The sequence below is a fragment of the Frondihabitans sp. PhB188 genome, assembly GCF_003752365.1.
GTDB lineage: Bacteria > Actinomycetota > Actinomycetes > Actinomycetales > Microbacteriaceae > Frondihabitans.
The window spans coordinates 782,595-807,672 of record NZ_RJUO01000002.1 but is presented as its reverse complement, the minus strand read 5'-3'; the positions used below and the strand labels follow the sequence as shown (position 1 = coordinate 807,672).

The 25,078-nt window shown below is 72.2% G+C and carries 25 protein-coding genes; 12 read left to right on the top strand and 13 right to left on the bottom strand.

What is annotated here, in order from left to right; all coding sequences use genetic code 11:
• Positions 1 to 14: 14 nt before the first annotated feature.
• A complete protein-coding gene (locus EDF46_RS08730; protein WP_123505860.1) occupies positions 15 to 473 on the bottom strand; it encodes a MarR family winged helix-turn-helix transcriptional regulator in 459 nt (152 codons plus the stop codon).
• Between the two features lie 36 nt (positions 474 to 509).
• Here EDF46_RS08730 and EDF46_RS08725 point away from each other — a divergent pair, with 36 nt between their 5' ends.
• Positions 510 to 1,151 carry an MBL fold metallo-hydrolase gene (locus EDF46_RS08725; RefSeq protein ID WP_123505859.1) on the top strand — a complete coding sequence of 214 codons (642 nt, stop codon included), beginning with the start codon at positions 510 to 512 and terminating at the stop codon, positions 1,149 to 1,151.
• A 107-nt stretch (positions 1,152 to 1,258) separates the two neighbouring features.
• Here the strand turns inward: EDF46_RS08725 and EDF46_RS08720 are convergent, their stop codons facing one another.
• Genes EDF46_RS08720 through EDF46_RS08705 form a run of 4 tightly spaced genes read right to left on the bottom strand, consistent with a single transcriptional unit; the run spans position 1,259 to position 3,403 of the window.
• Positions 1,259 to 1,975, bottom strand: coding sequence for a gamma-glutamyl-gamma-aminobutyrate hydrolase family protein (locus tag EDF46_RS08720; protein ID WP_123505858.1), 717 nt, complete (start codon positions 1,973 to 1,975; stop codon positions 1,259 to 1,261).
• Positions 1,972 to 2,379, bottom strand: coding sequence for a HepT-like ribonuclease domain-containing protein (locus tag EDF46_RS08715; protein WP_123505857.1), 408 nt, complete (start codon positions 2,377 to 2,379; stop codon positions 1,972 to 1,974). Before EDF46_RS08715 ends, EDF46_RS08720 begins: the two co-directional genes overlap by 4 nt.
• Positions 2,376 to 2,840 carry a helix-turn-helix domain-containing protein gene (locus EDF46_RS08710; RefSeq protein ID WP_123505856.1) on the bottom strand — a complete coding sequence of 155 codons (465 nt, stop codon included), beginning with the start codon at positions 2,838 to 2,840 and terminating at the stop codon, positions 2,376 to 2,378. The genes EDF46_RS08715 and EDF46_RS08710 overlap by 4 nt, the downstream gene beginning before the upstream one ends.
• A 41-nt stretch (positions 2,841 to 2,881) precedes the next feature.
• A complete protein-coding gene (locus EDF46_RS08705) occupies positions 2,882 to 3,403 on the bottom strand; it encodes a PaaI family thioesterase (protein WP_123505855.1) in 522 nt (173 codons plus the stop codon).
• A gap of 164 nt (positions 3,404 to 3,567) precedes the next feature.
• On the opposite strand from EDF46_RS08705, the gene EDF46_RS08700 reads away from it, so the two are divergent.
• From EDF46_RS08700 to EDF46_RS08690, 3 genes are read left to right on the top strand one after another with little or no spacing between them, the layout of a single operon-like run.
• Complete coding sequence (locus EDF46_RS08700) at positions 3,568 to 5,097, top strand: DNA-3-methyladenine glycosylase 2 (protein ID WP_123505854.1); 1,530 nt, start codon at positions 3,568 to 3,570, stop codon at positions 5,095 to 5,097.
• Entirely contained in the window at positions 5,094 to 5,606 is a 513-nt protein-coding gene (locus EDF46_RS08695) for a methylated-DNA--[protein]-cysteine S-methyltransferase (protein ID WP_123505853.1), read from the top strand. The genes EDF46_RS08700 and EDF46_RS08695 overlap by 4 nt, the downstream gene beginning before the upstream one ends.
• A 35-nt stretch (positions 5,607 to 5,641) precedes the next feature.
• Entirely contained in the window at positions 5,642 to 6,280 is a 639-nt protein-coding gene (locus EDF46_RS08690; RefSeq protein WP_123505852.1) for a DUF1992 domain-containing protein, read from the top strand.
• Positions 6,281 to 6,338: 58 nt separating this feature from the next.
• Here the strand turns inward: EDF46_RS08690 and EDF46_RS08685 are convergent, their stop codons facing one another.
• Together EDF46_RS08685 and EDF46_RS08680 are read right to left on the bottom strand one after the other, a co-directional pair.
• Entirely contained in the window at positions 6,339 to 7,535 is a 1,197-nt protein-coding gene (locus tag EDF46_RS08685) for an AI-2E family transporter (RefSeq protein WP_123505851.1), read from the bottom strand.
• 94 nt (positions 7,536 to 7,629) lie between these two features.
• A complete protein-coding gene (locus tag EDF46_RS08680) occupies positions 7,630 to 9,855 on the bottom strand; it encodes a transglycosylase domain-containing protein (protein ID WP_123505850.1) in 2,226 nt (741 codons plus the stop codon).
• Positions 9,856 to 9,982: 127 nt separating this feature from the next.
• On the opposite strand from EDF46_RS08680, the gene EDF46_RS08675 reads away from it, so the two are divergent.
• From EDF46_RS08675 to EDF46_RS08655, 5 genes are all read left to right on the top strand, one after another.
• Positions 9,983 to 11,047: an acetamidase/formamidase family protein gene (locus EDF46_RS08675; protein ID WP_123505849.1), complete on the top strand. Its 1,065-nt coding sequence runs from the start codon at positions 9,983 to 9,985 to the stop codon at positions 11,045 to 11,047.
• Between the two features lie 46 nt (positions 11,048 to 11,093).
• On the top strand, positions 11,094 to 12,623 hold the full coding sequence (locus EDF46_RS08670) for an AtzH-like domain-containing protein (protein WP_123505848.1): 1,530 nt from the start codon (positions 11,094 to 11,096) through the stop codon (positions 12,621 to 12,623).
• A gap of 184 nt (positions 12,624 to 12,807) precedes the next feature.
• Entirely contained in the window at positions 12,808 to 14,043 is a 1,236-nt protein-coding gene (locus EDF46_RS08665; protein ID WP_304999878.1) for an alanine--glyoxylate aminotransferase family protein, read from the top strand.
• A complete protein-coding gene (locus tag EDF46_RS08660) occupies positions 14,040 to 15,278 on the top strand; it encodes an allantoate amidohydrolase (protein ID WP_123505847.1) in 1,239 nt (412 codons plus the stop codon). The genes EDF46_RS08665 and EDF46_RS08660 overlap by 4 nt, the downstream gene beginning before the upstream one ends.
• On the top strand, positions 15,278 to 16,129 hold the full coding sequence (locus EDF46_RS08655; RefSeq protein ID WP_123505846.1) for a MurR/RpiR family transcriptional regulator: 852 nt from the start codon (positions 15,278 to 15,280) through the stop codon (positions 16,127 to 16,129). The genes EDF46_RS08660 and EDF46_RS08655 overlap by 1 nt, the downstream gene beginning before the upstream one ends.
• Before the next feature lie 26 nt (positions 16,130 to 16,155).
• On the opposite strand, the gene allB is transcribed toward EDF46_RS08655, so the two are convergent.
• Complete coding sequence (allB, locus tag EDF46_RS08650; protein ID WP_123505845.1) at positions 16,156 to 17,490, bottom strand: allantoinase AllB; 1,335 nt, start codon at positions 17,488 to 17,490, stop codon at positions 16,156 to 16,158.
• Positions 17,491 to 17,569: 79 nt separating this feature from the next.
• On the opposite strand from allB, the gene EDF46_RS08645 reads away from it, so the two are divergent.
• Positions 17,570 to 17,977, top strand: coding sequence for a type II toxin-antitoxin system VapC family toxin (locus EDF46_RS08645; RefSeq protein WP_148061176.1), 408 nt, complete (start codon positions 17,570 to 17,572; stop codon positions 17,975 to 17,977).
• A gap of 129 nt (positions 17,978 to 18,106) precedes the next feature.
• Here EDF46_RS08645 and EDF46_RS18835 read toward each other — a convergent pair whose 3' ends face one another.
• Genes EDF46_RS18835 through EDF46_RS08630 form a run of 4 tightly spaced genes read right to left on the bottom strand, consistent with a single transcriptional unit; the run spans position 18,107 to position 21,670 of the window.
• A complete protein-coding gene (locus tag EDF46_RS18835; protein WP_255410942.1) occupies positions 18,107 to 18,241 on the bottom strand; it encodes a hypothetical protein in 135 nt (44 codons plus the stop codon).
• Positions 18,238 to 19,032, bottom strand: coding sequence for a creatininase family protein (locus EDF46_RS08640; RefSeq protein WP_123505843.1), 795 nt, complete (start codon positions 19,030 to 19,032; stop codon positions 18,238 to 18,240). Before EDF46_RS08640 ends, EDF46_RS18835 begins: the two co-directional genes overlap by 4 nt.
• The gene (locus EDF46_RS08635) at positions 19,029 to 20,372 is read right to left on the bottom strand and encodes an FAD-binding oxidoreductase (protein ID WP_199738237.1); all 1,344 of its coding nucleotides are present in this window, start codon (positions 20,370 to 20,372) and stop codon (positions 19,029 to 19,031) included. The genes EDF46_RS08640 and EDF46_RS08635 overlap by 4 nt, the downstream gene beginning before the upstream one ends.
• Positions 20,369 to 21,670: an amidohydrolase family protein gene (locus EDF46_RS08630; protein ID WP_123505841.1), complete on the bottom strand. Its 1,302-nt coding sequence runs from the start codon at positions 21,668 to 21,670 to the stop codon at positions 20,369 to 20,371. Before EDF46_RS08630 ends, EDF46_RS08635 begins: the two co-directional genes overlap by 4 nt.
• Positions 21,671 to 21,826: 156 nt before the next feature.
• Here EDF46_RS08630 and EDF46_RS08625 point away from each other — a divergent pair, with 156 nt between their 5' ends.
• On the top strand, positions 21,827 to 22,450 hold the full coding sequence (locus tag EDF46_RS08625; protein ID WP_123505840.1) for a helix-turn-helix domain-containing protein: 624 nt from the start codon (positions 21,827 to 21,829) through the stop codon (positions 22,448 to 22,450).
• Positions 22,447 to 23,406 (top strand): PDR/VanB family oxidoreductase, encoded by a 960-nt coding sequence (locus EDF46_RS08620; protein ID WP_123505839.1) that lies wholly within the window; start codon positions 22,447 to 22,449, stop codon positions 23,404 to 23,406. The genes EDF46_RS08625 and EDF46_RS08620 overlap by 4 nt, the downstream gene beginning before the upstream one ends.
• A gap of 112 nt (positions 23,407 to 23,518) precedes the next feature.
• Here the strand turns inward: EDF46_RS08620 and EDF46_RS08615 are convergent, their stop codons facing one another.
• Positions 23,519 to 24,898 (bottom strand): amidohydrolase family protein, encoded by a 1,380-nt coding sequence (locus EDF46_RS08615; protein WP_123505838.1) that lies wholly within the window; start codon positions 24,896 to 24,898, stop codon positions 23,519 to 23,521.
• Between the last annotated feature and the right edge of the window lie 180 nt (positions 24,899 to 25,078).

Below are 25,078 nucleotides of genomic sequence, written 5' to 3'. Positions count from 1 at the left end.
ATTTTGCAGACGGGTCAGGCGAGCTCAGCCGACAGGGCGTCGAGCAGGGCGGGGAGGCGCGCGAGGAGCGCGAGGTCCTCGCCGACGAGTGCCCGCATCGCGGCGTCCCGCAGCACGACGGAGCGGGTCTCGCGTGACTCGGTGACCACGGCAGTTCCTGCGCCCGTGAGCGAGATCAGCACGCCGCGCGCGTCGGCCGGGTCGGGGTCGCGGGCGACGAGCCCCCGGTTCTCGAGGTCGGCGACGATGGAGCTCATGCTCTGGTGCCGCACGGCCCGGCGGCGGGCCAGGTGCGCGATGCTCTGCGCGCCGTCGCGCATCAGGAAGCCGAGGGTCTCGATCTGGCCGTCGGACTCGTCGGTGGTCCGGTCGCGGACGGCTCGGACTATCGTTCCCACCGAGCGGCGGAGGTTGTCGGCGTCTTCGAGGGTGAAGGGGCTGTCGCCTTCGGGGCGGCTGGCGGCGCTGCTCATGGCGCAACTATACAGTCAACCTGTATAGTTCGGTGCATGGAGCTCACCAAGCACACGCACGCCACGGTCGTCCTCTCGAAAGGCGAGGGCGACCTCGTCATCGACCCAGGCAGCTATACCCCGAACGCTGCGGAGCTCGTCTCGGGTGCCGCCGCCGTGCTCATCACGCACGACCACCCCGACCACTTCGACGCCGGCATCCTGAGCGCCGCGCTCGACGTGCAGCCCGAGCTCACCGTCTACGGCCCCGAGTCGGTCACCTCACCGCTGGGCGGCCACGACGGCCGCGTCGTCACCGTCTCGACGGGCGACTCGTTCACCGAGGCCGGCTTCGACATCGCGGTGTTCGGCGAGCACCACGCGTCGATCCACAGCGACATGCCGCTCATGCAGAACGTCGGGTACCTCGTCGACTCGGCCGTCTTCCACCCCGGCGACGCCTACCTCGAGCCCGGCGTGCCGGTCGAGTCGCTCCTGCTCCCCACCAGTGGGCCCTGGGTCACCACGCAGGGCGCCGTCGACTACGTGCGCGCCGTGAAGCCGACCCGCACCGTGCAGATCCACGACCTCATGCTCAGCGAGGCCGGCCGCGGCTCGATGGACCAGTGGCTCGGCGAGAGCGGGCTCACCGGCACGCCGATGATGTCGCCCGCGATCGGCGAGACAGTCACCCTCTGACCCGCTCCCGAAATTCAAGGAGATTCTCGCTCCGGCGCCGCCCCGATCGGCATGCGCCCATCGCCGCGACCGAGAATCTCCTTGAATTTCTGAGGGCGCAGGAACTCCTAGCGGCGCACCGCCCGAAGCGCCGCCGCCAGGAGGTCGTCGAGCACGCTCCCGGTCGAGCCCGCGTCTTCGGGATGCCACTGCACCGCCCACACCGGCGCCGACTCGTGCTCGACGGCCTCCGCCGTGCCGTCGAGCGCGCGGGCGACCACCCGCAGGCCGGTGCCGGGAGTGGCGACCGCCTGGTGGTGCGAGCTCTGCACCTGGAGCGCCGTGGCGCCGACGATCCGGGCCAGGTCGCTGGTGGGCTCGATGGCGACGGCGTGCGAGAGCATGGGCGCGTCGGCCGGCCCTGAGGCGACGTGGCCGCCGTCGTGCAGGTGCTGCACGAGGTCGCCGCCGAGGGCGACGTTGACGACCTGCATGCCGCGGCAGATGCCGACGACCGGGGTCCCGGCGGCGACGGCGTCGCGCACCAGCGCCGTCTGCGCGCGGTCGGCGTCGGCGAACACCTCGTCGCGACCGGGATAGTCGGCCGGGCCTCCGTACAGGGCCGGGTCGACGTCTTCACCCCCGGTGAGGAGGACCGCGTCGGCGGCGGCGAGCTCGGCGGCCAGATCGGCGGAGTCGGCGGCGACGCGGTGCACGGCGAAGCCGGCCCGCGTTCCTGCGCTCGCAATGCTCGCGGTGAGCTCGCGGAGGGTGGCTCCGTAGGCCGGGTCGGCCCTCTCGCGATCGCTGACGTCGACGAGGAGCAGGCGGGGTCGTGCGGTCATCCGTCGATCTTGGCAGACGGCTCGGCTTCATCGACGAGGGCGCGGATCGCGTCGGGGAGGTCGCGCACCATGACCGCCCAGACGATGGCCGTGTCGGCAGCGCGGTAGTTGTGCGCCAGGACGTTGCGCGTCGCGGCGATCGCGCTGAGCGGCAGCCCGACGGGAAGCCGGTCGAGCCGCTCCCTCGGCACGCGGCTGCCGACCAGGTCGTGGAAGTGGATGATCACGGCCTCAGAGGCCCGGAACGTCAGGCTGTGCACGGCGTCGAACTCGTCGCGGCCGCGCGCGACGACCGCCTCGCACTCGCCCAGGAGGCCGCGCAGGGCGGCCTCGATCGCGGGCCAGCGGTCGACCCCGGGACCGTCGCGGGGAACACGGGGTCGCGGGGTGAACGAGTCGCTCACAGCCGCTCGGCGCGCTCTCGCACGTGCCGCAGGAAGGTCGCCTCGGCCTGCGAGTCCGTCAGGACGTCGGCGTGGAACCCCGTGAGGCTCTCGACCGCGGCCCCGAACGCGCCCAGGTCGAAGAGGGTGGTCGCCGCCGTCGTGCGGACCAGCAGGTCTATGTCGCTGTCTTCGGTGTCGGTGCCGTCGAGCACAGAGCCGAAGACGCGGACGTCGGCGAGCCCGTGGGCGGCAGCAGCGGACCGGACGTCGTCGGCGAGGACGTGGAGCGCGACGCTCGGGCGGAGACGGGCCGCGCGCAGGATCTTCGCGAGCGTCTCCGGGCGGGGCCGTTTCGAGCCCGATTCGTAGGCCGAGATCGTGGGCTGCTGGATGCCCGCGGAGGCGGCCAGCTCGGATTGCGACTGGCCGATGTCTTCGCGGGCACGCCGGATCAGCAGTGCGGCATTCGGAGGCGTCACGCGGTTCTCGCTTTTCGTATAGATGTCGTCTATACGAAAATCTACACGCTGAAGACCAGCAGGGTGCCGGTGGCGGTGGCGATCAGCTTGCCGTCGGAGTCGCGCACCTCGCCCTCGGCGAAGGCGGCGCGGGTGCCCGGCTTCGTGACGCGGGCGGTGACCGTCACCTGGCCCGAGTCGGCGAACAGCGGACGCAGGTAGCTCACCTTGATCTCGAGCGAGGTGTAGCCGGTGCCGGCCGGAAGTGTCGACTGGGCGGCGCAGCCGAGGGCCGAGTCGAGCATCGTGCACACGTAGCCGCCGTGGACGGTTCCGATCGGGTTGTAGTGCGATTCGTCGGGGGCGCAGCGGAACTCCACCGAGCCCTCGTCGGCCGCGGCCAGCGTCGCATTGAACCCCGACAGGATCGGCGGGGGAGGCAGCTCGCCGCTGATGATCGCGCGGAGGAAGTCGAGGCCGGTCATGGTCTTGGCGGCCTCGGCCGTGATGGCCGGGTCGTGCCACTCGAGGGTCTTCGTGCGGGCGGGGTCGCTCCCGTGGGGCGGGGCGGTGCTGTCGGTCATCGGACTCCTTCGTCGTTCGCGAGGCTAGTCGCGGCCCGCGATCGAGTCCACCGGCGGACGGCCGCGTCACGGTGTGCGACGCGTGCCGGAGGTACTCGCTGCCTCGGTACAGCCGTGTCGCATTCTCGCTAGTCGTCCCCGGCTCCGGGTGCGACGATGGAGGCATGAACCCGCAGCACGCAGCTCTCGACGACGCGGCCCGACGCGGAGCAGTCCGCAGCCGCGACGCGCGCTTCGACGGCTTCTTCTACACGGCGGTCCTGAGCACCGGCATCTACTGCCGGCCGAGCTGCCCGGCGCGCACGCCCAAAGACGAGAACATGGTCTTCCACCCGTCTGCGGCCTCGGCGCAGGCGGCAGGGTTCCGCGCCTGCAAGCGCTGCCGGCCGGACGCGGTGCCCGGCTCGCCCGAGTGGAACGTGCGCTCCGACACGGTGGCGAGGGCGATGCGGCTGATCGCGGACGGACTCATCGACCGGCAGGGAGTTCCTGCGCTCGCATCGACCCTGGGCTACAGCGTCAGGCAGGTGGAGCGGCTGCTGCTCGACGAGCTCGGCGCCGGGCCGCTCGCCCTCGCCCAGGCGCAGCGTGCCCAGTCGGCCCGGACCCTCCTCGAGTCGACCGACCTGCCGATGAGCGACATCGCCTTCGCCGCGGGGTTCTCGTCGATCCGCGCCTTCAACGACGTCGTGCGCGCCACCTACGCATCGACCCCGAGCGAGCTCCGCGCCAGCGCGGGTCAGGAAGCCTCCGCACCGCGCTCGGGCGTCGTATCGCTGCGCCTGTCGTTCCGTCAGCCGCTCGACCCGTCGAACCTCATCGGCCACCTCGTGGCGACCGGCGTGCCGGGCGTCGAGGAGTTCCGAGACGGCGCCTACCGCTCCACCCTCCGCCTCCCGCGCGGCTGGGGCATCGTGTCGATCCGGAGGCCCGTGGGCACGGCCTTCCCCATGACCCTGCGACTCAGCGACGTCCGCGATCTGTCGGCGGCGGTCAGCCGCGTGCGCCGCCTGCTCGACCTCGACGCCGATCCCGAGGCGGTGATGGCCGCGCTCGCCGCCGACGAGCACCTCCGCCCGCTCGTCGAGCTCGCGCCCGGCCGCCGGGTGCCGCGCTACCTCGATCCCGAGGCGATGGCGCTCCGTGCCGTGCTGGGCCAGCAGGTCTCGACCGCCGCGGCCCGCACCCACGCGCAGCGCCTCGTCGCGCGGTTCGGCGAGCCGATCGACGACCCGGACGGCGGACTCACGCACCTGTTCCCGACCGCCGAGGCGCTCGTCTCCTCGACCGATCTCGAGGGCGCCCTGGGCATGCCGGAGTCGCGCAAGCGCACGTTCCGCGGAATGGCCACAGCGCTGGCCTCCGGCGCCGTCCGCCTCGACGCCGGAGCCGACTGGGCCGAGGCCCGAGCCTCGCTCGCGGCCCTCCCCGGCATCGGCCCCTGGACCATCGAGACCATCGCGATGCGCGCCCTGGGCGACCCCGACGCGTTCGTCGGGAGCGACCTCGGGGTGAAGAAGGCGGCGCAGGAACTCGGCCTCCCGTCGACCGGCCCCGCCCTCGAGGCCGCCTCGCGCGCGTGGTCCCCCTGGCGGGCCTACGTCGTGCAGTACCTCTGGGCCCTTAGCCCGCACGCCGTCAACTCCATCCCGACGCACGACGTCGTCCTCGACACCTCGGAGAAGCTCGCATGACCACCACCTGGACCGAGATCGACTCCCCCATCGGAGCCCTCACGCTGATCGCCACCGACGACGCCCTCCGGGCCCTCTACATGGTCGACCACCGTCACGCCCCCTCCGTCGAGACCTACGGCGATCGGGTGGCGGCCGGCGACGGCGTCTTCGCGGCCGCGACCGAGCAGCTCGGCGAGTACTTCGACGGCGATCGGCGCGAGTTCGACATGCCGACGGCCCCGGTCGGCACCGACTTCCAGCTCGCCGTCTGGAACCAGCTGCGGCAGATCCCGTACGGCCAGACCTGGACGTACGGGCGGATCGCCGCGCGCCTCGGCAACGCGAGGGCCGTGCGGGCGGTGGGCCTCGCCAACGGGCGCAACCCGCTGAGCATCGTCGTCCCGTGCCACCGCGTGATCGGCGCCAACGGGGCGATGACCGGGTTCGGCGGGGGGATCGAGCGCAAGGAGTACCTGCTCGGGCTCGAGAAGGCCGTGCCCGCAGCGCAGCCGGTGCTGTTCGCCTGAGGTGCGGACGCCCGACCCGGCGTAGCGTGAAGGGGATGGCCGACGACCAGCAGACTCCGCCCACCCGGCGCCCCACTCCGGTGCGCCGAGACGAGGTCGTGCGCGAGACCGCGAAGCGCGACCCCTCGCTCGCGGCGGCCCGCTACCGTCTGGAACGCGACATCCCCGTCGAGCAGCGCCGCGCCCCGACCGCCGACGAGCTCCGCTCGATCGCGAAGACCGCTCTCGACCGCGCCATCGACGCCGGCGAGTTCGACAACTCGCCGCTCGCCGGCAAGCCGCTCCCCGGCCTCTCGTCGACCCACGATCCCGACTGGTGGATCAAGGCCAAGATCGAGCGCGAGGGCCTCTCGGGCGTGGCGCCCCCGGCGCTGTCGCTCCGCACCGAGAACGAGCAGCTCGACGGGCTCCTCGACACGATGGGCACCGAGGCGTCGGTGCGCGCGACGATCGCGGACTTCAACGCCCGGATCGTCGAGGCCCGCCGCCAGCTGACGGGCGGGCCGCCGGTCGTCACGCCGCTGCGGGAGCCCGACGCCGAAGTGCGACGGTGGCAGGAACGCCGGAGCCGCCGCCGCGCCGAAGCCGCAGCCGCGTCGGAGGCCGTCGCGGCGGCGCCACGGCCTTCGTGGCGCGAGCGGCGTCGTGCGGCACGGCGGGCGCGCGAGCAGTAGGCGTCGACGGGGCGGGGCCTGCGGCGGTGGTGGGGTCGCCGTTCCTGCGCCCCGCGGTCTATGCCCCGGCGTTCTTCGCCGGAGTGCCCTCGGTCTGCGGCACCACCTCGTCGGCGGCGTCCTCCTCGTCTCGCTGGGACGAGACCCCGTCGCGCCACTTTCCGCGCGCGACGTAGGTGACCATGACGTTGATGACGGCGATGGTCGGCACGGCGAACAGGGCGCCGGGGATGCCGGCGACGTACGAGCCTCCGGCCACGGCGAACACGACGGCCAGCGGGTGCACCTTGACGGCGTTGCCCATGACCAGCGGCTGCAGAACGTGCGCCTCGAGGAGGTGCACGAGGATCACGCCGCCGAGCATGATGAGCGCCTGGAGCGGGCCGATGAAGAGCAGGGCGATCACCACGGCGAAGGCGCCCGAGACGATGGCTCCGACGACCGGGATGAAGGAGGCGAGGAAGACCAGCACGCCGATCGGCACGGCCAGGGGCAGGCCGAGGAAGAACGCGAAGAGCCCGACGCCGAGGCCGTCGACCGCAGCCACGAAGATCTGCACGCGGACGAACGTGGTGAGGGTGATCCAGCCGGAGTGGCCGGCACCGTCGACCGCGGCACGCGCGCGACGCGGGAAGAGGCGGGTGACCCAGCGCCACACGCCGTCGCCGTCGATCAGCATGAAGATGGTGGCGAAGATGGTCAGCAGGCCGTCGGCGACGAAGTGGCCGGCGCCCAGGCCGAACGCGGCGACGCCCGAGAGCAGGCTCTTCGAGCTGTCCTGGATTGCGCTGGTGGCGCTGTCGATGACCGAGTTGTAATCCTTGCTGGTGAGGTTGAAGGGCGGCCCGGCGAGGAAGTCCTTCACGACGTTGAAGCGCGAGACGGATTCCTTCTCGAGCGCCGGCAGACCGGCGCGCACCTGGAGCACCACGAGCAGGATCAGGCCGCCGAACACGACGATCGCCGCCAGCAGCGTCACCACGATGGCCAGCCACTTGGGCCAGCGGTGCCTCTCGAGGAGCTTGACCAGCGGCTGCAGCAGCGCCGAGATCAGGAGCGCGATCAGGAACGGCACCACGATCTCCTTGAGCTCGGAGATCAGGAGCCCGCCGACGGCCAGGCAGGCGATCAGGACGAGAATTCGCCATCCCCACGCGCCGGCGATCTTCATGCCTCGGCTGACGGTGTCGTCGGCGTGGAAGGTCGGGGTGGGAGTCGTGTCGGAGTCGTGCCGCGAGGAGCCGGGGAAATTCATGAGCGAATTCTGCTCGTCTTTCTAGCCGTGTGTCAGGAGGCGGTCGGTGTGCCGCTGACGATCAGACGTGCACACACCGCAAAACGTCACGGAATCAGCCCTGAGCGCCGCCTGTCCCACCCGAAGTCGCGCCTGTTTGGCCGGAGCCGGAGCCGGAGCCGGAGCCGGAGCCGGCGCTGTCGCTCGAGCTCGACGTCGTGCCGAGCTCGGACGCCGGCGGGGCCGTGAGGGTGTCTCCGCCGTACTCGGCGTCGAGCGACTGCAGGATCGGCTTCGCGATCAGGAACTTCAGGTTGTAGCCGTAGACGCCGTTGATGTACGTGTCGTAGAAGCCGGCCGAACCCGAGACGTTGCCGACCCAGGTGGCGGTCGCGACCTTCGTCGTCGACGTGACCAGCCAGTTCTGCTCGGCGTTGTCGTTCGTGCCGGTCTTGGCCAGCATGTCGACGCCGTCGCCCGGGTTCGCGAGCGAGCCGGTGCCGCCCGCCTTCAAGACCGTCTGCAGGGCGTACGAGACGCCGGCGGCGACGTCGGAGGACATGCCCTGCGTGCAGGTCGTCGGAGTCGCCGCGATCGCGCCGTCCGGGCCGGTGATGCTGTCGATGGCGACGGGCGTGCAGACCACGCCGCCGTTGGCGATGCCGGCGTAGGCGACGGCCATCGTCAGAGGCGCGATCGTGTTGGTGCCGAGGATCGCCGACGGGACGACGCTGAGCGAGCCGCCGGTGGTCGCCGTGTGGACGTCCATGGCCTTGGCGGCGTCGATGATGTCGCAGAGGTCGAGCTGCGTGCCCATGTCGGCGTAGGCCGTGTTGATGGACTCCTGCGTCGCGGTCAGGACCGACATCGACGACGGGACGCTCTCGGCGTTCGCCACGGGCCACGTTCCGGCGCCGAGATTCGTGCAGCTCGCGGTGAACTGCGCGAACGAGAAGTCGTGGGTTCCTGTGGTGACGTAGTCCGACAGCGTGTGCCCGGCCTCGAGCCAGGCGGCCAGCGTGAACGCCTTGAACGACGAGCCGGTCTGGAAGCCCGTGGAGCCGCCGTACGCCTGGTCGGTGTTGTAGTTGACCGCAGAGGAGCCCGCCGCCGCCTGGTCGCTCTGCGTGTAGTCGGTGTTCTGCACCATCGTCAGGATCCGGCCCGAGCCGGGCTCGACCGAGACGTTCGAGGCCCCGACGTTCAGCCCGGAGACCGTCGTCGGCATGTAGGCGCTGAGCGAGGCCTGCGCGGTGCGCTGCTGGGCCAGGTTGAGGGTCGTGTAGATCTTCAACCCGCCCTCGTTGAGGCTCTGCAGGCGGGCGTCCGCGGTGGAGCCGAAGGCGGTGTCGTTCTTGATGACGTTCGTGACGTAGTCGCAGAAGTAGCCGGCGTCGTACTTCACGGCCGCCGCGCACCCGTTGGTCGATGCGGTGATGTGGGGCGCGATCACGCTGGCCTTCGCCGCCGTGAGCTCCGCCTTCGTGATCTTGCCGTGCACGTACATGCGCTGGAGCACGTAGTCGCGACGCACCTTCGTCAGGGCGTAGTGGTCGGCAGACCCGTTGGAGGCGTTCGCCGGCTCGTCGATGCGGAGGTTCGACGGGTTGTTCAGGATGGCGACGAGCGTCGCCGACTGCGCGACGTTCAGGGCCGACGCCGAGACGCCGAAGTAGTACTCGGCGGCGGCCTGGATGCCGTAGATGTTGCCGCCGAAGCCGACGATGTTGAGGTAGCCGGTGAGGATCTCCGACTTCGAGTACTTCTTCTCGACGGTGATGGCGTAGCGCATCTCGCGGAGCTTGCGCTGCGGGGTCACGGCGGTGACGTCCTCGTAGCACTTCTCGGCCTTGGCGGCGTCGGTGTTCTCGGTCGCGCAGCGCTCGACGAGCACGTTCTTCACGTACTGCTGCGTGATCGACGAGCCGCCCTGCACGTCGCCGCCGAGCGTGGTCGCGAGGATGCCGCGGATCGTGCCCTGGAGGTCGATCGCTCCCTCGTCGTAGAAGCGCGGGTCCTCCGCGGCGACAGCGGCGTCCTTGACGTTCTGCGAGATCTGGTCGGCCGTCACGTCGGTGCGGTTCTCCGTGTAGAACGACGCGATCTTGACCTCTTTCGAGCCGTCCTTCGCGTAGACGCTGGTGGCCTGGGCGGGCGGGGTGATCGCGAGGTAGCCGGGCAGCGAGTCGAACGCCGTCACACCGGTCGTGACGGTGTTCGACACGACGACGAGGGCGGGGACGGCCAGGACGGCGACGAGCAGGCCGGCGACGACGGCGAGGCCCGAGAAGCCGGTGAGCGCGCGGAGAGCGCGGGGAGACGAAGACGTGGGAGCAGTCACGCTCGACGGTAAGGAGGCGTCGCAATGAGGAAGCTGGGGTGGGCCCCGCTCGCGGCGTTCTCATCAGGAATGCCCAGCGGACGCTCGCGGTCGAAGGCACGAAACATCCGCCCGCTAGGGTCGGAGCATGATCCTGCAGCCCGGCGCCGGCCCGATCCCCGCCTCGGCCTACCTGCCCGCCTCCGCCGCCAACACGCTGTGGGGCCGCCTGCCCTGCGGCGCCGACGAGGCCGTCCTGACGGTCGCGCCCGGCACCGAGGTGACGATCGACACGCTGAGCCACGAGGGAATCCTCGAAGACCAGGGCCGCGACCCCATCGGCTTCTTCGCCGAGCACGGAGTGCCCGCCTCCGACGTCCTGACCGACGCCGTCGAGATCGCCGCGTCGACGGGCCGGCGCGACCCCGCCGTCGACGGGCCGCACGTCGTCACCGGGCCGATCGCCGTCGAGGGTGCCGAGCCCGGCGACCTCCTCACGATGACCCTGATCACCGCCACCCCCCGCGTGCCGTACGGCGTCATCTCGAACCGCCACGGCCGCGGCGCTCTGCCCGACGAGCTCCCCCGCGGCGGCCTCAACGTCTCGGTGTTCGCGCGGGCGACCGACGACGGCTTCGGCACGATGCCCCGCACGGCCGGCGCCGAGCACACGGTCCGGTTCCCGCTCCGGCCCTTCCTCGGCATCATGGGCGTAGCGGTCGCAGGAACTTCCCGCCCCCACTCCGTCCCGCCCGGCGCCCACGGCGGCAACATCGACATCAACCTCCTCGTCGAGGGCACGTCGCTCCACCTTCCCGTCCAGGTGCCCGGCGCCCTCGCCTACGTCGGCGACCCGCACTTCGCGCAGGGCGACGGCGAGGTGGCCCTCACCGCCATGGAGGCGTCCCTGCGTGTGACGGTCCGGCTCGACCTGGTGAAGAAGGCGGACGCGATCGCCGCGTTCGGCGAGATCGCCGGTCCGCTGGCCGAGACTCCCGAGTTCCTGGTGCCGACCGGAATGGACGACGACCTCGACGTCGCGGTGCAGAACTGCGTGCGCGCGGCCCTGTCGCTCCTGAAGGCGCGCTTCGGAATGGACGAGGCGCTCGCCTACGCGTACCTGTCGGCGGCGACCGACTTCAACATCTCCCAGGTCGTCGACCTGGTCAAGGGCGTCCACGCCAGGATCCGGGTGAGTGATTTTGACAACTGAGCCGTCACGCACAACTGAGCCGTCACGCACAACTGAGCCGACCACCGTGCAGGGCGAGCTCCCCGACGGGCTGCTCGAGGCCTTCGACGCGTACGAGGCGGCCCTCGCCGCCAACGACCAGGAGGCGCTCTCCGACGCGTTCGAGAACGACCCCGACGCGCTCCGGGCCGACGCCGGAGGACTCCTGCGCGGCCATGACGCCATCACGGGGTTCCGTGCGCGTCGGTCGGCCGTGCCGCTGCGCCGCATCGTCGAGCTGCACGTCCGGGTCGTCGACCCCTCGAACGCCGTCGTGGTGTCGGTCAACGCACCCGCCGCCGGAGGCCGCGGCGTCGTCACCCAGCTCTGGCGCCGCTCCTGGCACGACCACGCGTGGCGCATCGCCACGGCGCAGGTGCATGCCCCCTCTCCCATCTTCGACACCAGGATCTGGCGCGTCGTCGGCGCACCCCTCGTCGCCGGCGCCGACGAGGGGTCGCTGCTCGGCGAGACAGTCGCCGTCAAAGACCTGTTCGCCGTCGCGGGCGTGCGCATCGGCGCCGGCGTACCCGCGTACCTCGAGGGCCAGGCCGATCAGCAGTTCAACTCTCCTGCCGTCCAGGCGCTGCTCGACGACGGAGCCTCCCTCATCGGGATCGCCCAGACCGACGAGTTCGCTTACAGCATCGCCGGCCGCAACTCCGCGTACGGCACTCCGCCGAACGGCGTGGTGCCGGGCGCCATCTCGGGCGGCTCGACGAGCGGGCCCGCCTCGGCGGTGGCGCTCGGGCACGCCAGCATCGGGCTCGGCACCGACACAGGCGGGAGCATCCGGGTTCCTGCGTCGTATCAGGGCCTGTGGGGTCTGCGGACCTCGCACGGCGCCGTGCGCAAGACCGACGTGCTGCCCCTCGCTCCGACGTTCGACACCGTCGGCTGGCTGACGCGCGACGCCGGGCTTCTGGGGCGGGCCGCCGCCGCGACGCTGACCGGCGTCTCGGCAGGAGCCGCCGTGCTGCAGCGCGACGTGGAGCCGCGCTTCGTCGTCGACCCGCGCCTGCTCTCGTCGGTCACGCCCGACGTGCGCGAGGCGTTCTGGGCCGTGCTCCCGGCTCTCGGGCTGGAGCCCGAGGAGGTCGAGCTCGGCGACATTGCACACCTGTACGAGCTGTTCCGCATCGTGCAGGCCGCCGAGGCGTGGAAGTCGCACGGCGACTGGATCACGGCGAACCCGGGGTCGCTCGCGCCCGACGTCGAGTCGCGCTTCCACTTCGGCCGCAGCGTCACAGCCTCTCAGGAGGCCGACGCGCGCGCCGACCTCGCGCAGCAGCGGGAGCAGCTCGACCAGGTGCTGGACGGGCGGATCCTGCTGCTTCCGAGCGCCGCGTCGGCGGCGCCGTCGTTGTCCTCCACGCCTGCCGAGTTCGACGTGCTGCGCTCGCAGACGCTCGGACTCACCTGCATCGCCGGCATCGGCGGCTACCCCGCCGTGAGCGCGCCCCTGATGACCGTGCCCGGCGGACCCGTCGGCCTGTGCCTCGTCGGCCCGCGCGGTACCGACCTCGCGCTGGTCGCTCTCGCCGCCGGTCTGGCCTGACGCCCCGGGTACTCTCTCCACGGCGCCGCCCCGCCGCGTTTCCGTGCGTGCCGGCGGGCGAGATGGCCCTCGGCGTCGCGTTGCCCGCCGCGATGCGCCGGCGAGGGCCATCTCGCACCCCGCCCGCCTGCTCGCTCGCCGAAACGTTTACCCGCATGAAACAGTTGTTCCGTAGACTGGCCTGGTGAAACAGTCCTTCCAGTCGATCAACCCGCCCGCCCGCCTCCTGATGGGCCCCGGCCCGATCAATGCCGACCCGCGCGTGCTGCGCGCCATGTCGGCCCAGCTCGTCGGCCAGTACGACCCGTGGATGACGTCCGCGATGGACGAGACGCAGGCCCTCTACCGGGAGGTCTTCCAGACGCAAAACGAGCAGACCCTGCTCGTCGACGGCACGTCGCGCGCCGGCATCGAGGCGGCGCTCGTGTCGCTGATCGAGCCCGGCGACCGGGTGCTCGTGCCGATCTTCGGCCGCTTCGGCCACCTGCTGCGAGAGATCGCCGAGCGCTGCGGCGCCGAGGTGCACGTCATCGAGGTGCCGTGGGGCGAGGTCTTCCCGCTGTCGGCCATCGCCGAGGCGCTCGAGACCGTGAAGCCGAAGCTGCTCGCCGTCGTGCACGGCGACACGTCGACGACGGTCGCCCAGCCGCTGGAGGGCATCGGCGAGCTGTGCGAGAAGCACGGCGTGCTGTTCTACACCGACGTCACGGCGTCGCTCGCCGGCAACACCTTCCGCACCGACGAGCTCGGCCTCGACGCGGTGACCGCCGGCCTGCAGAAGTGCCTCGGCGGACCCTCCGGCTCGGCCCCCGTCACGTTCTCCGCGAAGGCCGTCGACGTCATCACTGCGCGCAAGTCGATCGAGGCGGGCATCCGCACCGACGGCGACGCCGTGAGCGCCCACCCGATCCGCTCGAACTACTTCGATCTCGCGATGATCTTCGACTACTGGGGCCCCCAGCGCCTCAACCACCACACCGAGGCCACCTCGATGCTCTACGGCGCTCGCGAGTGCGCACGCCTCCTCGTCGACGAGGGCATCGACAACGCCGTGGCGCGCCACGCGCTGCACGGCTCGGCCATGCTCGCCGGTCTCCAGGGGCTCGGCCTCGAGGTGTTCGGCGACCTGGAGCACCGCATGAACAACGTCACCGCGGTCGTGATCCCCGACGGGATCGACGGCGACGCGGCCCGCGCGGCCATGCTGAACGACTTCGGCATTGAGATCGGCACCTCGTTCGGCCCCCTGCACGGCAAGGTGTGGCGCGTCGGCACCATGGGCTACAACGCCCGGAAGGACACCGTGCTCACGACGCTCAGCGCGCTGGAGTCGGTCCTGCGCCGCGGGGGCGTCTCGATCACGGCCGGCGGCGGTGTCGGGGCGGCCTACGACGTCTACGCCGACGGGGGTGCCTTGTGATCGACGCGAAGACGATCCTGAACCGCTGCGACGCGCTGGCCAACCAGTCGTCGACGCGCACCGGCATCGAGCGCGTCTACCTCTCGCCCGAGCACGCCGCCGTCAACCTGCAGGCCGGCCACTGGATGCAGGAGGCCGGCATGACCACGTGGATGGACGCCGCCGGCAACCAGCGCGGCCGCCTCGAGGGCGCCACCCCGGGCCTGCCGACGCTGCTCCTCGGCTCGCACCTCGACACCGTTCCGAACGCCGGCCGCTTCGACGGGATCCTCGGCGTCATGCTCGCCATCGCCGTCGTGGACCGCCTCCGCGAGAGCGACGCGACGCTCCCGTTCGCGATCGACGTGCTCGCATTCGGCGACGAGGAGGGCACCCGATTCGGCACCGCGCTGCTCGGCTCCCGCGCCGTCGCCGGCACCTGGGACGACCAGTGGTGGACGCTCGCCGACAAGAGCGGAACCACCCTCCGCGAGGCGTTCGTCGAGTTCGGCCTCGACCCGGCGAAGGTCGGCGACGCCGCGTACCGCTCGGATGACGTCGTCGGCTACCTCGAAGCGCACATCGAGCAGGGCCCCTACCTCGAAGAGGCCGACCTGCCCCTGGCCGTCGTCTCGTCGATCGCCGGCGCCCGCCGCTTCGCCCTCACCATGACGGGCGAGGCCGGCCACGCCGGGGGAGTCCCGTTCCACCGCCGCCACGATGCGCTCGCCGGCGCCTCCGAGGTCGTGCTCGCCGTCGAGCAGCTGGCCCGTGAGGCGGGCGCCATCGCCACCGTCGGCCGCCTGCAGGCGTTCCCCGGCGGGGTCAACGTGATCCCCGGCCGCGTCGAGTTCAGCCTCGACCTCCGGGCCGAGACCGACGACGTGCGCGACGCCGTGTGGGCGCAGATCCAGGACGTCGCGGCCGAGATCTGCACCCGGCGCGGGCTGGCCTTCGCCGACGAGCAGACGCACGGCGCCCCCGCCGTCGTGGCCGCGCCCCACCTGCGAGACGTCATCCGCGCGGGGATCACCGCGACGACCGGCGAGCCCGACCCGATGGTGCTCTTCTCGAAGGCCGGGCACGACGCCATGGCGGTGGCCGACCTCACCGACTGGGCGATGCTCTTCATCCGCAACGGCAGAGGCGGCATCAGCCATCACCCCGACGAGACAGTGACCGAGGCGGACGTCGCCGTGGCGCTCGACGCGTTCGAGGCGGCGGTCAGGGCGTACGCGGCGACGTACGCGGCGTGATGACGGAGGGGCCCCGAGTTCCTGCGCCCGGTTCTGACGACATCGAGGGCCGGATCCGCGAGGCCTACGCCGAGCTGACAGCCCGCGAGCGGGTGGCCGCCGACTTCATGCTCGAGCACGTGGCCGACCTCGCCGTGTTCTCGGCCACCGAGATCGCCGACAGCAGCGGGGTCTCGAAGGCGACGGTGTCCCGCCTCTTCAGGAGCCTCGGCTATGCCGACGCGCAGGAACTCCGCGACCAGGCCAGAGCCCTCCGCGGACGGGGCGTGCCCGTCGCCACCGGCCCCACCGGCGACCTGGCGGAGCACCTCCGCAGCGAGCAGGCCGCCCTCGAGCGCATGGTCGCCGGGCTCGCCGACGGGCGCCTGGAGACCGCCGCCGGCATGATCGCCGCCGCGCGCGAGGTCGTCGTCGCCGGCTTCCGCAACAGCTACCCGGTCGCCCTGCACCTTCGGCAGCAGCTCGCTCAGGCGAGGCCCCGCGTGCGCGTCGCTCCGGCGCCGGGCCAGTCGGTGGGCGAGGAGCTCGCCGGGCTCGACGCCCGTGACGTCGTCGTGCTCGTCGGGTTCCGGCGGCGTCCGGCGGGGTTCGCCGCCGTGGTCGCGGCGCTGCAGTCGCGCGGGGTGCCGCTGGTGGTGCTCGCCGACCCGGCGTTGCGCCTGCCGGTGACGCCCGACACTGTCGTGCTGCCCTGCCCGGTCGACGGCATCTCGGCCTTCGACTCGTACGCGGCCCCGATGAGCCTCGCGAACCTGCTCGCCGCCGCGGTGCTCGGTGCCGATTCTCGCGCTGGGCGTACCCGTGTCGCGGCCATCACGGCGCTGTACGACGAGCTCGGCGAGCTGGAGTAGCGCCGCGCCCGGCTGCCGGAAGGCGGCTACGCCGGCCGCACCACGAGCCGCCCGCCGGCGTCCACGACGCCGCGCTGCCACACCGTCTCGACCGAGCCGCGCAGCTCGCTGCCGTCGAACGCGCTCACGGGGTTCTTGTGGGCGAGGCGCGCGGCATCGACGGTGAAGGCCGCGTCGGGGTCGAAGGCGACGAGGTCGGCCTGGGTACCGACGGCGATGCGGCCGCGGTCGGAGAGCCCGACGAGGTCGGAGGTGGCGGTCGACATCCAGCGGACCACCGACTCGAGCGGGATCCCGCGTGCGGCGGCGCCGGTCCAGACGGCGCGGAAGCTGAGCTCCAGGCCCGAGATGCCGCCCCAGGCGAGGTCGAAGTCGCCGTTGCCCGCGAACTTCAGCGCCGCGGTCGAGGGGGAGTGGTCGCTGGCGACGAGGTCGATGGTGCCGTCGACGAGGGCCTCCCACAGGGCGTCTTGGTTCGCGGCGTCGCGGATCGGCGGGCAGCACTTGTACTGGGTGCCGCCGTCGGGGATGTGCTCCTCGTCGAACGACAGGTAGTGGGGGCAGGTCTCGACGGTGAGGCGCAGGCCCTCGGCCTTCGCCGCGCGGATGGCGGGCAGAGCGGCCGCCGACGACAGGTGCAGGATGTGCGCCCGGCCGCCCGTGCGCCGGACCGCGTCGATCACGTGGTCGATCGCCGACTGCTCGCTCGCGTCGGGCCGCGACCGGACGAACGCGGAGTACGACGCGCCCTCGGGGGCGGGGGAGTGCTCGAGGGTGTCCGGGTCTTCGGCGTGCACGATGAGGAGGCCGTCGAACGCGGCGATCTCTTCCATCGCGGCGTGCAGCTGCTCGGTCGACAGGTGCGGGAACTCGTCCACGCCCGACGGCGACAGGAACGCCTTGAAGCCGAAGGCCCCGGCGTCGTGCACCGGGCGGAGGGCGCCGAGCGACGACGGGATCGCGCCGCCCCAGAATCCGACGTCGACGCGGGCCTGGGGCTCGGCGGCCGCGCGCTTCAGATCGAGCGCCTCGACGGTGGTCGTCGGCGGGATGCTGTTCAGCGGCATGTCGACGATCGTCGTCACGCCCCCGCGGAGCGCCGCCGTCGTGGCCGACGCGAAGCCCTCCCAGTCGGTGCGGCCGGGCTCGTTGACGTGCACGTGGCTGTCGACGATTCCGGGGATCAGCACCTGCCCCTCGGGAAGCGTGCGGTCTTCCAGGGCCGTCAGCACGGTGTCGATGTCGTCGATCGCCGTGATCAGCCCGCCGGTGACGCTCACCGCGGCGGGCCGGAACGCCCCCTCGACGAGGACTCGAGAAGCACGGACGACGAGGTCGACGGGGGACTCTGTGGGGGCCATTCGCCCATTTTAGAGAGTTTTACCGGCCCGAAATGCCCGGAGTCTCGGGGCGAAACACGCGAATGCAAGCGTGTTCACCATGGAGAGGACTGTCGCCGCGACGGAGCCGACGTGTCCGAAGAGCATGGTCTCCGGGCCGGGTGGGGCCGGGCTCTTCGCGGAGGCGCTGGCGGCAGTGGGATCGGCGGTGGTCGGTGTGGCCGTCGCCACTTCGGCGGTCGCGCACGCGGAGCGCCGGTCGCTCTTGGCTCGACTCGCCAATGCGAGGATGCAGTGGCTTCCCTACACCGACGCGACAGCCACGTTCCACGCCGAGCTCATGGAGGTCACGCACCCCCACGCGCCCGGCAAGGCGCGCTCCCGCGACCTGATGATCGCCGCGACCGCGTACGAGCTGGGGGCGTCGTTGGCGACTCTCAATCCAGGAGACTTCCGCCATGTCGAGCACCTGGTGCCGATCGTGGTGCCGCCGCGTCGCTCGGCCTGACGGCTCCGGGCCGCAATCCGGCTCAGCCGGCGAGGTGCCGCCGCACCCAGCCGTCGGCGCCGAGGGCGAACTCGACGCGCCGCGACGCCGTGTCGTCGCTCGACGACCAGAAGGTGAGCTGCGTCGGCGTCACCACGTCGACAGCGTGATCTGCGGCCGATCGGGGTCGTCGTTCGCCGGCAGCCAGTCGACGAGCAGGGCCCAGGCCTCGTCCGGGATCGCGACGATAGTCGGCGCTGATGCCGTGGCGGCCGGGTCCGTCACGAGAGCGTGCCGGGCTCGAGCGCCGGGTGCGCGAAGCGCGCGATCTCTGCCAATGAGGCGACCCCCGCCTCGATCGCCGTGTCGTACAGCACCTTGCCCCACTCGGCGTTCGCCTGCGAGGCGTCGCCGACCACCCCGGCCTCGCCGAAGTCGTTCGACAGCCAGCCGAAGTGCACGGGGCCGCCGTTGAACTTCACGTACTCCAGGTCGAGCATGTGCTCGGGGATCCAGCGCTCTGCCTTCGTCATGTCGACGAGGTCGGGTCGCAGGTGCAGGATCATCGACGTCTCGCTGTGACCACCGTGGACGCCGAACCCGTGCTCGTCCGGCCCGTCCACCCCGTCGCCGCCCTTCATGTTCGACCCCATCAGGAAGGTGCGGAGGCCGAAGCGGCGACGCAGCTCGCGCAGCGCCACCTGGAGCAGGGCGATGTTTCCGCCGTGCCCGTTGTAGAAGACGAGCGTGCGGGCGTTGGTGGCGAGGATCGAGCGGCCGATGTCGACGACCGTCTGGAGCAGCGTGTCGGCGTTCAGCCACATCGTGCCAGGGGCCCAGTGGTGCTCGTCCGACTTCGTGTAGGCGAGCGAGGGCAGCAGCCAGACGTCCTGACCGGCCTGGGCCGCCGCCTCGACCACGCCGCGGCCAATCATGTCGGCCATCAGCCAGTCGGTCGAGAGCGGCAGGTGCGGGCCGTGGTGCTCGATCGCGCCGGTGGGCAGCACCAGCACCGACGACTCGGTCAGCGTCGTGGCGAGCGACGGCCCGGTGAGGTGGACGAGATCGCGGCTCACGAGACCTTCGCCCCCGTCGCCAGGGTGGCGTCGACGAGCTTGCCCGGGTTGAGCAGGCCGTTCGGGTCGGTCGTCCTGGCGAGCTCGCGGGTGCGGGCCGGCTCGAAGTCGACGAACCACTGGTGCGGGTTGTGGTAGCCCACGCCGAGCTCGGCGAGCCGGTCGAAGCCGGCGAACACCTCCTCGGGCGACGAGTACCGGCCGGCGAGCATGCCGATCGGGCGGCCGTGCGCCGTCTCGATGTGGAGCATGCCGCCGGGGTAGACGGCGTGCACCTCGTCGATCCGGTCGATCAGCGGATCGCCCGACACCTCGACGTGGAAGTACGTGTCGGGGTAGGCCTTCTGCAGCCACTCGATGGGGTGGTTGTACGACATCATGCTGATCTTCATGGAGGTCTGGGGGCCCTCGCGGACGTCCTCGACGCGACCGCCGGCCGCCTCAACGAGTGCCGTGGCGGCGTCGACGGTCGACACGTCGAGGATCGCGCGGAGCGACGCGCGTCCGGCCGGGATGGCCGGGTCGTCGGGCAGGGCGTCGGCCAGCGTCGACAGGTCGCCCGATGTCAGGCGGGGAAGCGGGTCGAGCTCGCCGAAGGCCCGCATCAGCGGGAGGAGCTGCTCGAACGAGTCGAAGCTGGCGAAGAAGCCGCGCCAGTCCTGCAGCTGCTCGAGGGCGATGGTGGCGCGCACGATGATGCCGGCGGTGCCGTAGTTGTGGACGTACTTCTGGGCCTCGTCGCCCTCGACGTGCACGATCTCGCCGGTGCCGTCGGCGTGGACGATGTCGAGCGCCTTCACGAAGCCCTGGTGGTTGGAGCCGTGCTTGATCGAGCCGGTGCCGCCGGAGCCTCCGGCGAGGAAGCCGCCGAGCGACGACTGCGCCGTCGACGGGTACATCAGGATCTGCTGGTCGGCCTTGTTCGCGGCCTGCTCGAGCGACACCATCGTGGCACCCGCCTCGGCCGTGAGCTCGCCGTCGCCGACCGAGACGACGGCGCGGGCCTTCGTCATGTCGAGCACGAGCCCGCCGGTGAACGGGATGGCCTGGCCGTAGTTGCCGGTGCCCTTGCCGCGCGGGGTGATCGGCACCCCGAGACGCGAGGCCGCGCCGACGACGACGGCGATCTCGTCGGCCGAGGTCGGGTAGGCGACGACGTCGGCGAGGCCGAGCGGCAGCTGGGCGCTGATGACCGGGGAGAGACGGGAGCCGTCGACGGAGGCCCTCTCGCGGGCCGCGAGCTCGACGGAGACGCCGCGCTCGCCGAGGAGCTCGCGCAGCTCGGCGATCAGTTCTTCGAGGGGGTAGGGCATGTGTCGCTTCGCGTCAGGAGTGGTCATGCTGTCACCGTGCTTTCCGTGAGGTGGGGTGCTGCGATGTCGCTGGTGGTGCGGCTCTGGGCGACGAGCCGCCCGGCGTGGATCACGTACCGGTCCGCGGGCGCGTTGGCCGTGACGTCGGCCAGCGAAGAACCGCGGACCGCCAGGAACTCGGCGCGCCCGCCGACGACCGCACCCGCCGGGGCCAGGCCCATCACCGACCGCGCCCCGTCGCTGACCGCCGCGTAGGCCTCGTCGATGGTGAGGTGGCCCGCCGTGACCAGCAGCATGGCGGTCTCGAGGGCGTCGCTGCGGCCGAGCGGGTTGAACGGGTCGCGCACGTTGTCGGCCCCGGCACCGAGGCGCACCCCGGCGTCGAGCAGCTCGCGCACCGCGGTGAGTCCGCGCGGGGTGGAGACCGGGTGCTCCCAGCCCTGCAGGTAGAGGTTGGTGATCGGGTTGGCGATGATGCCGATGTCGGCGGCTTTGACCAGGGCGATGAGGTCGTCGCGGGTGGTGGCGTCGACCGTTCCGAGCCGCACGCAGTGGCCGGCGCTGACGGTGACGGTCCAGTCCACGACCGTCTCGGCGAATTCGCCCAGCGTGATCGCGCCGGCGAGCGACTCGTCGGTGTGCAGGTCGACGCCGACCCCGCGCCGGGCGGCGATGGCGAGGAGGCGCTGCAGGTCGGCGCTCGGGTCGGGCGCCAGGTGCGACGACCCGCCGACGAGGTCGACGCCCAGGTCGAGGGCGGCCTCGACGGCGGAGTCGGGCACGTCGGGGCCGGCCAGCGCGACGAGCTCCAGGTCGACGAGGCCGGCGAGTTCCTGCCGCACCTGGACCAGGGCCTGGGCGCCGCGGAGGGGCTGGTCGCCCAGCAGGATGTCGACGTGGGTGCGGACAGCGGTCGTTCCCTGGCCGAGCATGCGGAGGAGCTGCTCGCGGGCCCGGTCGGCGATGTCGTCGACGGTCATCGTGCGGGCGTACTCGCGCCAGGCCGTGATCGCCGAGACGAGGTCGCCCATCGGGGGCCGGATGGCCTCCCACGAGAGGGCCTTGTCGAGGTGGGCGTGCGGCTCGGCGGGCGCGGTGAGGAGAACGTGGCCGCTGAGGTCCAGGACGGCACCGGGGTCGAGGGCGGCACCGGGATCCAGAGCGGCACCGGGGTCGAGGGCGGCGCCCGGGTCGGCTGGCACGCCCGCGGCCCGCGCCGCCTCGATTCGGGTCACGGTCTCGCCGTCGATCGTCACGTCGACGACGGAGCCGTCGGGCAGGGTCGCGTTCTGCAGGAGGGTGAGGCGGCGGGGGAGGAAGGGCACTGGTACGCTTTCGTCAGAATGTTGATGAGATCAACATGATTGAATCTACGGACGCCGCGTTTCCACGACGTAACACGGTCGTTTCGACGTGTTAATTGCGGCTGCGGCCGCCGGTACGCCGTGGTACACACGTCACGGCGCTACTGCCCCTCGACCTTGGAGGACCCCGTCACCACGACCGACAGCGACACAGTCGCCGATGCCGCAGTCCCTGCCGTCGACCGGCAGGCGCTGCTCGTCGGGCGCCGGATCCGAGGACTCCGTCGCGACCGCAAGCTGACCCTCGTGCAGCTCGCGGCCGCCGCCGACCTGTCGCACCCCTTCCTGTCGCAGCTCGAACGCGGCCTGGCCCGGCCCAGCATGGTGTCGCTCGAGCGCATCGCGCGGGCCCTGGGCTCATCGCAGGTCGAGCTGCTCGCCGACGACGACGACGCGCCGGTCGACCAGCCCGGGATCGTGCTGGTCCGCGCCGGCGAGGGGTCGCACGGCCGCTACGGCGAGTCGGACGGCCGCATGCTCACGCACGGCCACCGCGGCTTCTCGCCGATGGAGCTCGTCGGCACGAACGTCGACCCGGGCGACTACTTCGCGCACGCCGAAGACGAGTTCGTGCACGTGCTCGACGGCACCGTCATCGTCGACCTCGGCGACGACGCGCCCCGCACCCTGACGCCCGGCGACTCGCTGTACTTCGTCGGCGGCACCCCGCACCGCTGGAAGGCCGCCGACGAGAGCGGCTACCGAATCATCGTCGTCAAAGAGAAGCCGCAGTCGCTGTGAACCATCCCGATCTCCACGAGACCCAGTTCGAGGTCGTCGTCGCCTCCCGCACCCGCGGAGCCGACGGCATCGACCTATTCGAGCTCGCACCAGTGGCGGGCCTCTCGCTTCCCGGCTGGAACGCCGGCTCGCACATCGACGTCGTCCTGCCCGACGGCGACGTGCGCCAGTACTCCCTCTCGGGGCCGCCGCAGCCGGGCCGCAGCGAGAGCTGGCGCATCGGCGTGCTCCGCGAGCCCGACGGCCGCGGCGGCAGCGAGTGGCTGCACTCCGGCGTCCAGGCCGGCGACCGGCTGACCGTCGCCGGGCCGCGCAACCACTTCGAGTTCCAGCCCGTGCACGGCACGTCGTACGTGCTCGTCGCCGGCGGCATCGGCATCACGCCGATCTCGTCGATGGCCGCCGCGGCCGAGCGTGCCGGGGTGTCGTACGAGGTGCACTACGCCGGACGCTCGCGCTCGACGATGGCCCTGCTCGACGAGCTGCCCGACGCCGAGACGCACGTGTACGCCGCCGACGAGGGCCGGCGGCTCGACCTCGACGCGCTCTTCACCGGCATGAAGCCGTTCACGACCACGTTCTGCTGCGGACCCACCCGGCTCATCGAGGCGATCGAGAAGGCCGCCGCGGGGCGCCAGCTCGTCGTCGAGCGGTTCGCGCCGCGCGAGGTCGGCGAGCCGGTGCTGCAGGAGGCCTTCGAGGTCGAGCTGGCGCTCACCGGCGTCACCGTCACCGTGCCGCCCGACCGGTCGGTTCTCGACGTCGCCGAGGAGGCCGGCGCCCTCGTGCTGTCGAGCTGCCGCGAGGGCACCTGCGGCACCTGCGAGACCGTCGTGCTCGAAGGCGAGGTCGACCACCGCGACTCGATCCTCACGCCCGACGAGCAGGCGGCGAACGAGGTCATGTACGTGTGCGTGTCGCGGGCGGCGTGCCCGCGGCTGGTGCTCGAGCTCTAGTCCGTCCGGCGCGGTCGACCCGGCGACGCGGCGCGAGTCTCGGGCCGCGGCGGTGTGCGGGTGCCGCTTCGCGGTGTCCACGGGCGCAGGAACTCGCCGCTCACCGCCGCGCTCAGCGCCCGACGCGCGCCCGCACCGCCGCCACCAGCTCCCGCTCGTCGGCGTTCACCAGGGCGTAGTCGCGCACGACCACCCGGCCGGCGACCACGACGTGCCGCGGACGCCTCCCCGGCGACGCCCACAGCAGCCCCGCGACGGGGTCGGCGACTCCGGCATCGGCCACCCCGCCGATGTCCCACACGCACAGGTCGGCGGCGGCTCCCGGCCGCAGGTGGCCGAGCTCGGGCCGCCCGAGACCGCGTGCTCCGCCGGCGGTGGCCATGCCGAGCACGGCGCGCGCCGAGAGCGGCGGGCCGACGAGCGGTGCCACCTGCATCGCGAGGCGCGCGTCGGCGAGCAGGTGCCCGGCGTCGTTCGAGCCGCCGCCCGAGGTGCCGAGCCCGACCGGCGCGCCCGCCTCGCGCAGGGCCGCCACGGGTGAGATGCCCCAGCCCATCGGCAGATCGCAGCCCGGCGCGTGAGTCGCGGTCACGCCGGCTGCGGCGAGTCGAGCGATCTCGTCGGGCGTCACGTCGCAGAGGTGCGCCACGGTGACGTCGGGCCCGAGCCAGCCCCACTCGTCGAGCAGATCGATCGGCCGCCTCCCGTAGCGCTCGAGCGCGATCGCCGTGTCGACCTGCTCGTTGGCCTGGGTGCGCCGGCGCAGGCCGTGCCGAGCAGCGATCTCGCCGAGCGCCTCGAAGGTCTCGCGGGAGTCGCTGTGCACGCCGGCCGGTCCGACCGCGACCTGGAGCATTCCGTCGGCCCGCACGCCGCCGACCGCGCCGGGAACGAGCGCGCGCACGATCGCCTCGGCCGACTCCGCGGCGTCCGTGGCGGCGTCGCGCGCCGAGCCCCGCACGAAGACGAGGCGCCCGCCGAGTCGCGCCGCGGCGTCGGCGGTCGCCCGGGCCACGGCCGTCAGGTCGTCGACGGAGGCCTCGAGCGGCCAGTTCAGGTGGTGGTCGGCGACGGTGGTCACGCCGTTCAGGAGCCCCTCGGCCACCCCGGCGGCGGCCGACGCGGCAAGCAGCGAGGCGTCTATGCCCGCGTCGGCGTAGGCGGCGGCCATCGTCGGAAGCCATGTCGCCATCGGGACCCCGCGCGTGCCCGGCAGCGTCCTGAAGGCGCTCTGGAGCAGGTGGTGGTGCGCGTTGATCAGGCCCGGCGTGACCACGGCGTCGGTCGCGTCGAGGGTCTCGACTGTGCCGTCCCAGTCTGTGCCGTCGCCGTCCCTGTCTTCGCCGTCCGTGCCGTCGCCGTCTGCGCCCACGACGAAGCCGTCCCGCACGAGCAGGTCGCCGTCGCGCTCGGTGTCCTCGTCGACGACGGTGCGCACGGCCCCGCTGATTCGCAGGGTCGGGGCGGGAGTCGGGGTCTGCGTCTGGGCCATGCCGCCATCGTGGCACCGCCATGTGTCGGCGATGTGTCGTCGCCGCCGGACCGCCTGCCGTCCGCTCGCCCGCCGTCCGCCCGCCCGCCCGCGGCCGCCCCCCTCCCCGCCCGCGGCCGTCCGCCCCCCCCCTCCCCGCCCGCGCCATCCTCAAATTTCAAGGAGATTTTCGCCCCAACG

Bases quoted from the DNA above. Each gene is read 5' to 3' on its own strand.
- EDF46_RS08645 (WP_148061176.1), top strand. From the start codon at position 17,570: ATGGAGAGGACTGTCGCCGCGACGGAGCCGACGTGTCCGAAGAGCATG.
- EDF46_RS08685 (WP_123505851.1), bottom strand. From the start codon at position 7,535: ATGAATTTCCCCGGCTCCTCGCGGCACGACTCCGACACGACTCCCACC.
- EDF46_RS08720 (WP_123505858.1), bottom strand. From the start codon at position 1,975: ATGACCGCACGACCCCGCCTGCTCCTCGTCGACGTCAGCGATCGCGAG.
- EDF46_RS08725 (WP_123505859.1), top strand. From the start codon at position 510: ATGGAGCTCACCAAGCACACGCACGCCACGGTCGTCCTCTCGAAAGGC.
- EDF46_RS08615 (WP_123505838.1), bottom strand. From the start codon at position 24,898: ATGGCCCAGACGCAGACCCCGACTCCCGCCCCGACCCTGCGAATCAGC.
- EDF46_RS08635 (WP_199738237.1), bottom strand. From the start codon at position 20,372: ATGACCACTCCTGACGCGAAGCGACACATGCCCTACCCCCTCGAAGAA.
- EDF46_RS08695 (WP_123505853.1), top strand. From the start codon at position 5,094: ATGACCACCACCTGGACCGAGATCGACTCCCCCATCGGAGCCCTCACG.
- EDF46_RS08705 (WP_123505855.1), bottom strand. From the start codon at position 3,403: ATGACCGACAGCACCGCCCCGCCCCACGGGAGCGACCCCGCCCGCACG.
- EDF46_RS08675 (WP_123505849.1), top strand. From the start codon at position 9,983: ATGATCCTGCAGCCCGGCGCCGGCCCGATCCCCGCCTCGGCCTACCTG.
- EDF46_RS08730 (WP_123505860.1), bottom strand. From the start codon at position 473: ATGAGCAGCGCCGCCAGCCGCCCCGAAGGCGACAGCCCCTTCACCCTC.
- allB (WP_123505845.1), bottom strand. From the start codon at position 17,490: ATGGCCCCCACAGAGTCCCCCGTCGACCTCGTCGTCCGTGCTTCTCGA.
- EDF46_RS08700 (WP_123505854.1), top strand. From the start codon at position 3,568: ATGAACCCGCAGCACGCAGCTCTCGACGACGCGGCCCGACGCGGAGCA.
- EDF46_RS08690 (WP_123505852.1), top strand. From the start codon at position 5,642: ATGGCCGACGACCAGCAGACTCCGCCCACCCGGCGCCCCACTCCGGTG.
- EDF46_RS08655 (WP_123505846.1), top strand. From the start codon at position 15,278: ATGACGGAGGGGCCCCGAGTTCCTGCGCCCGGTTCTGACGACATCGAG.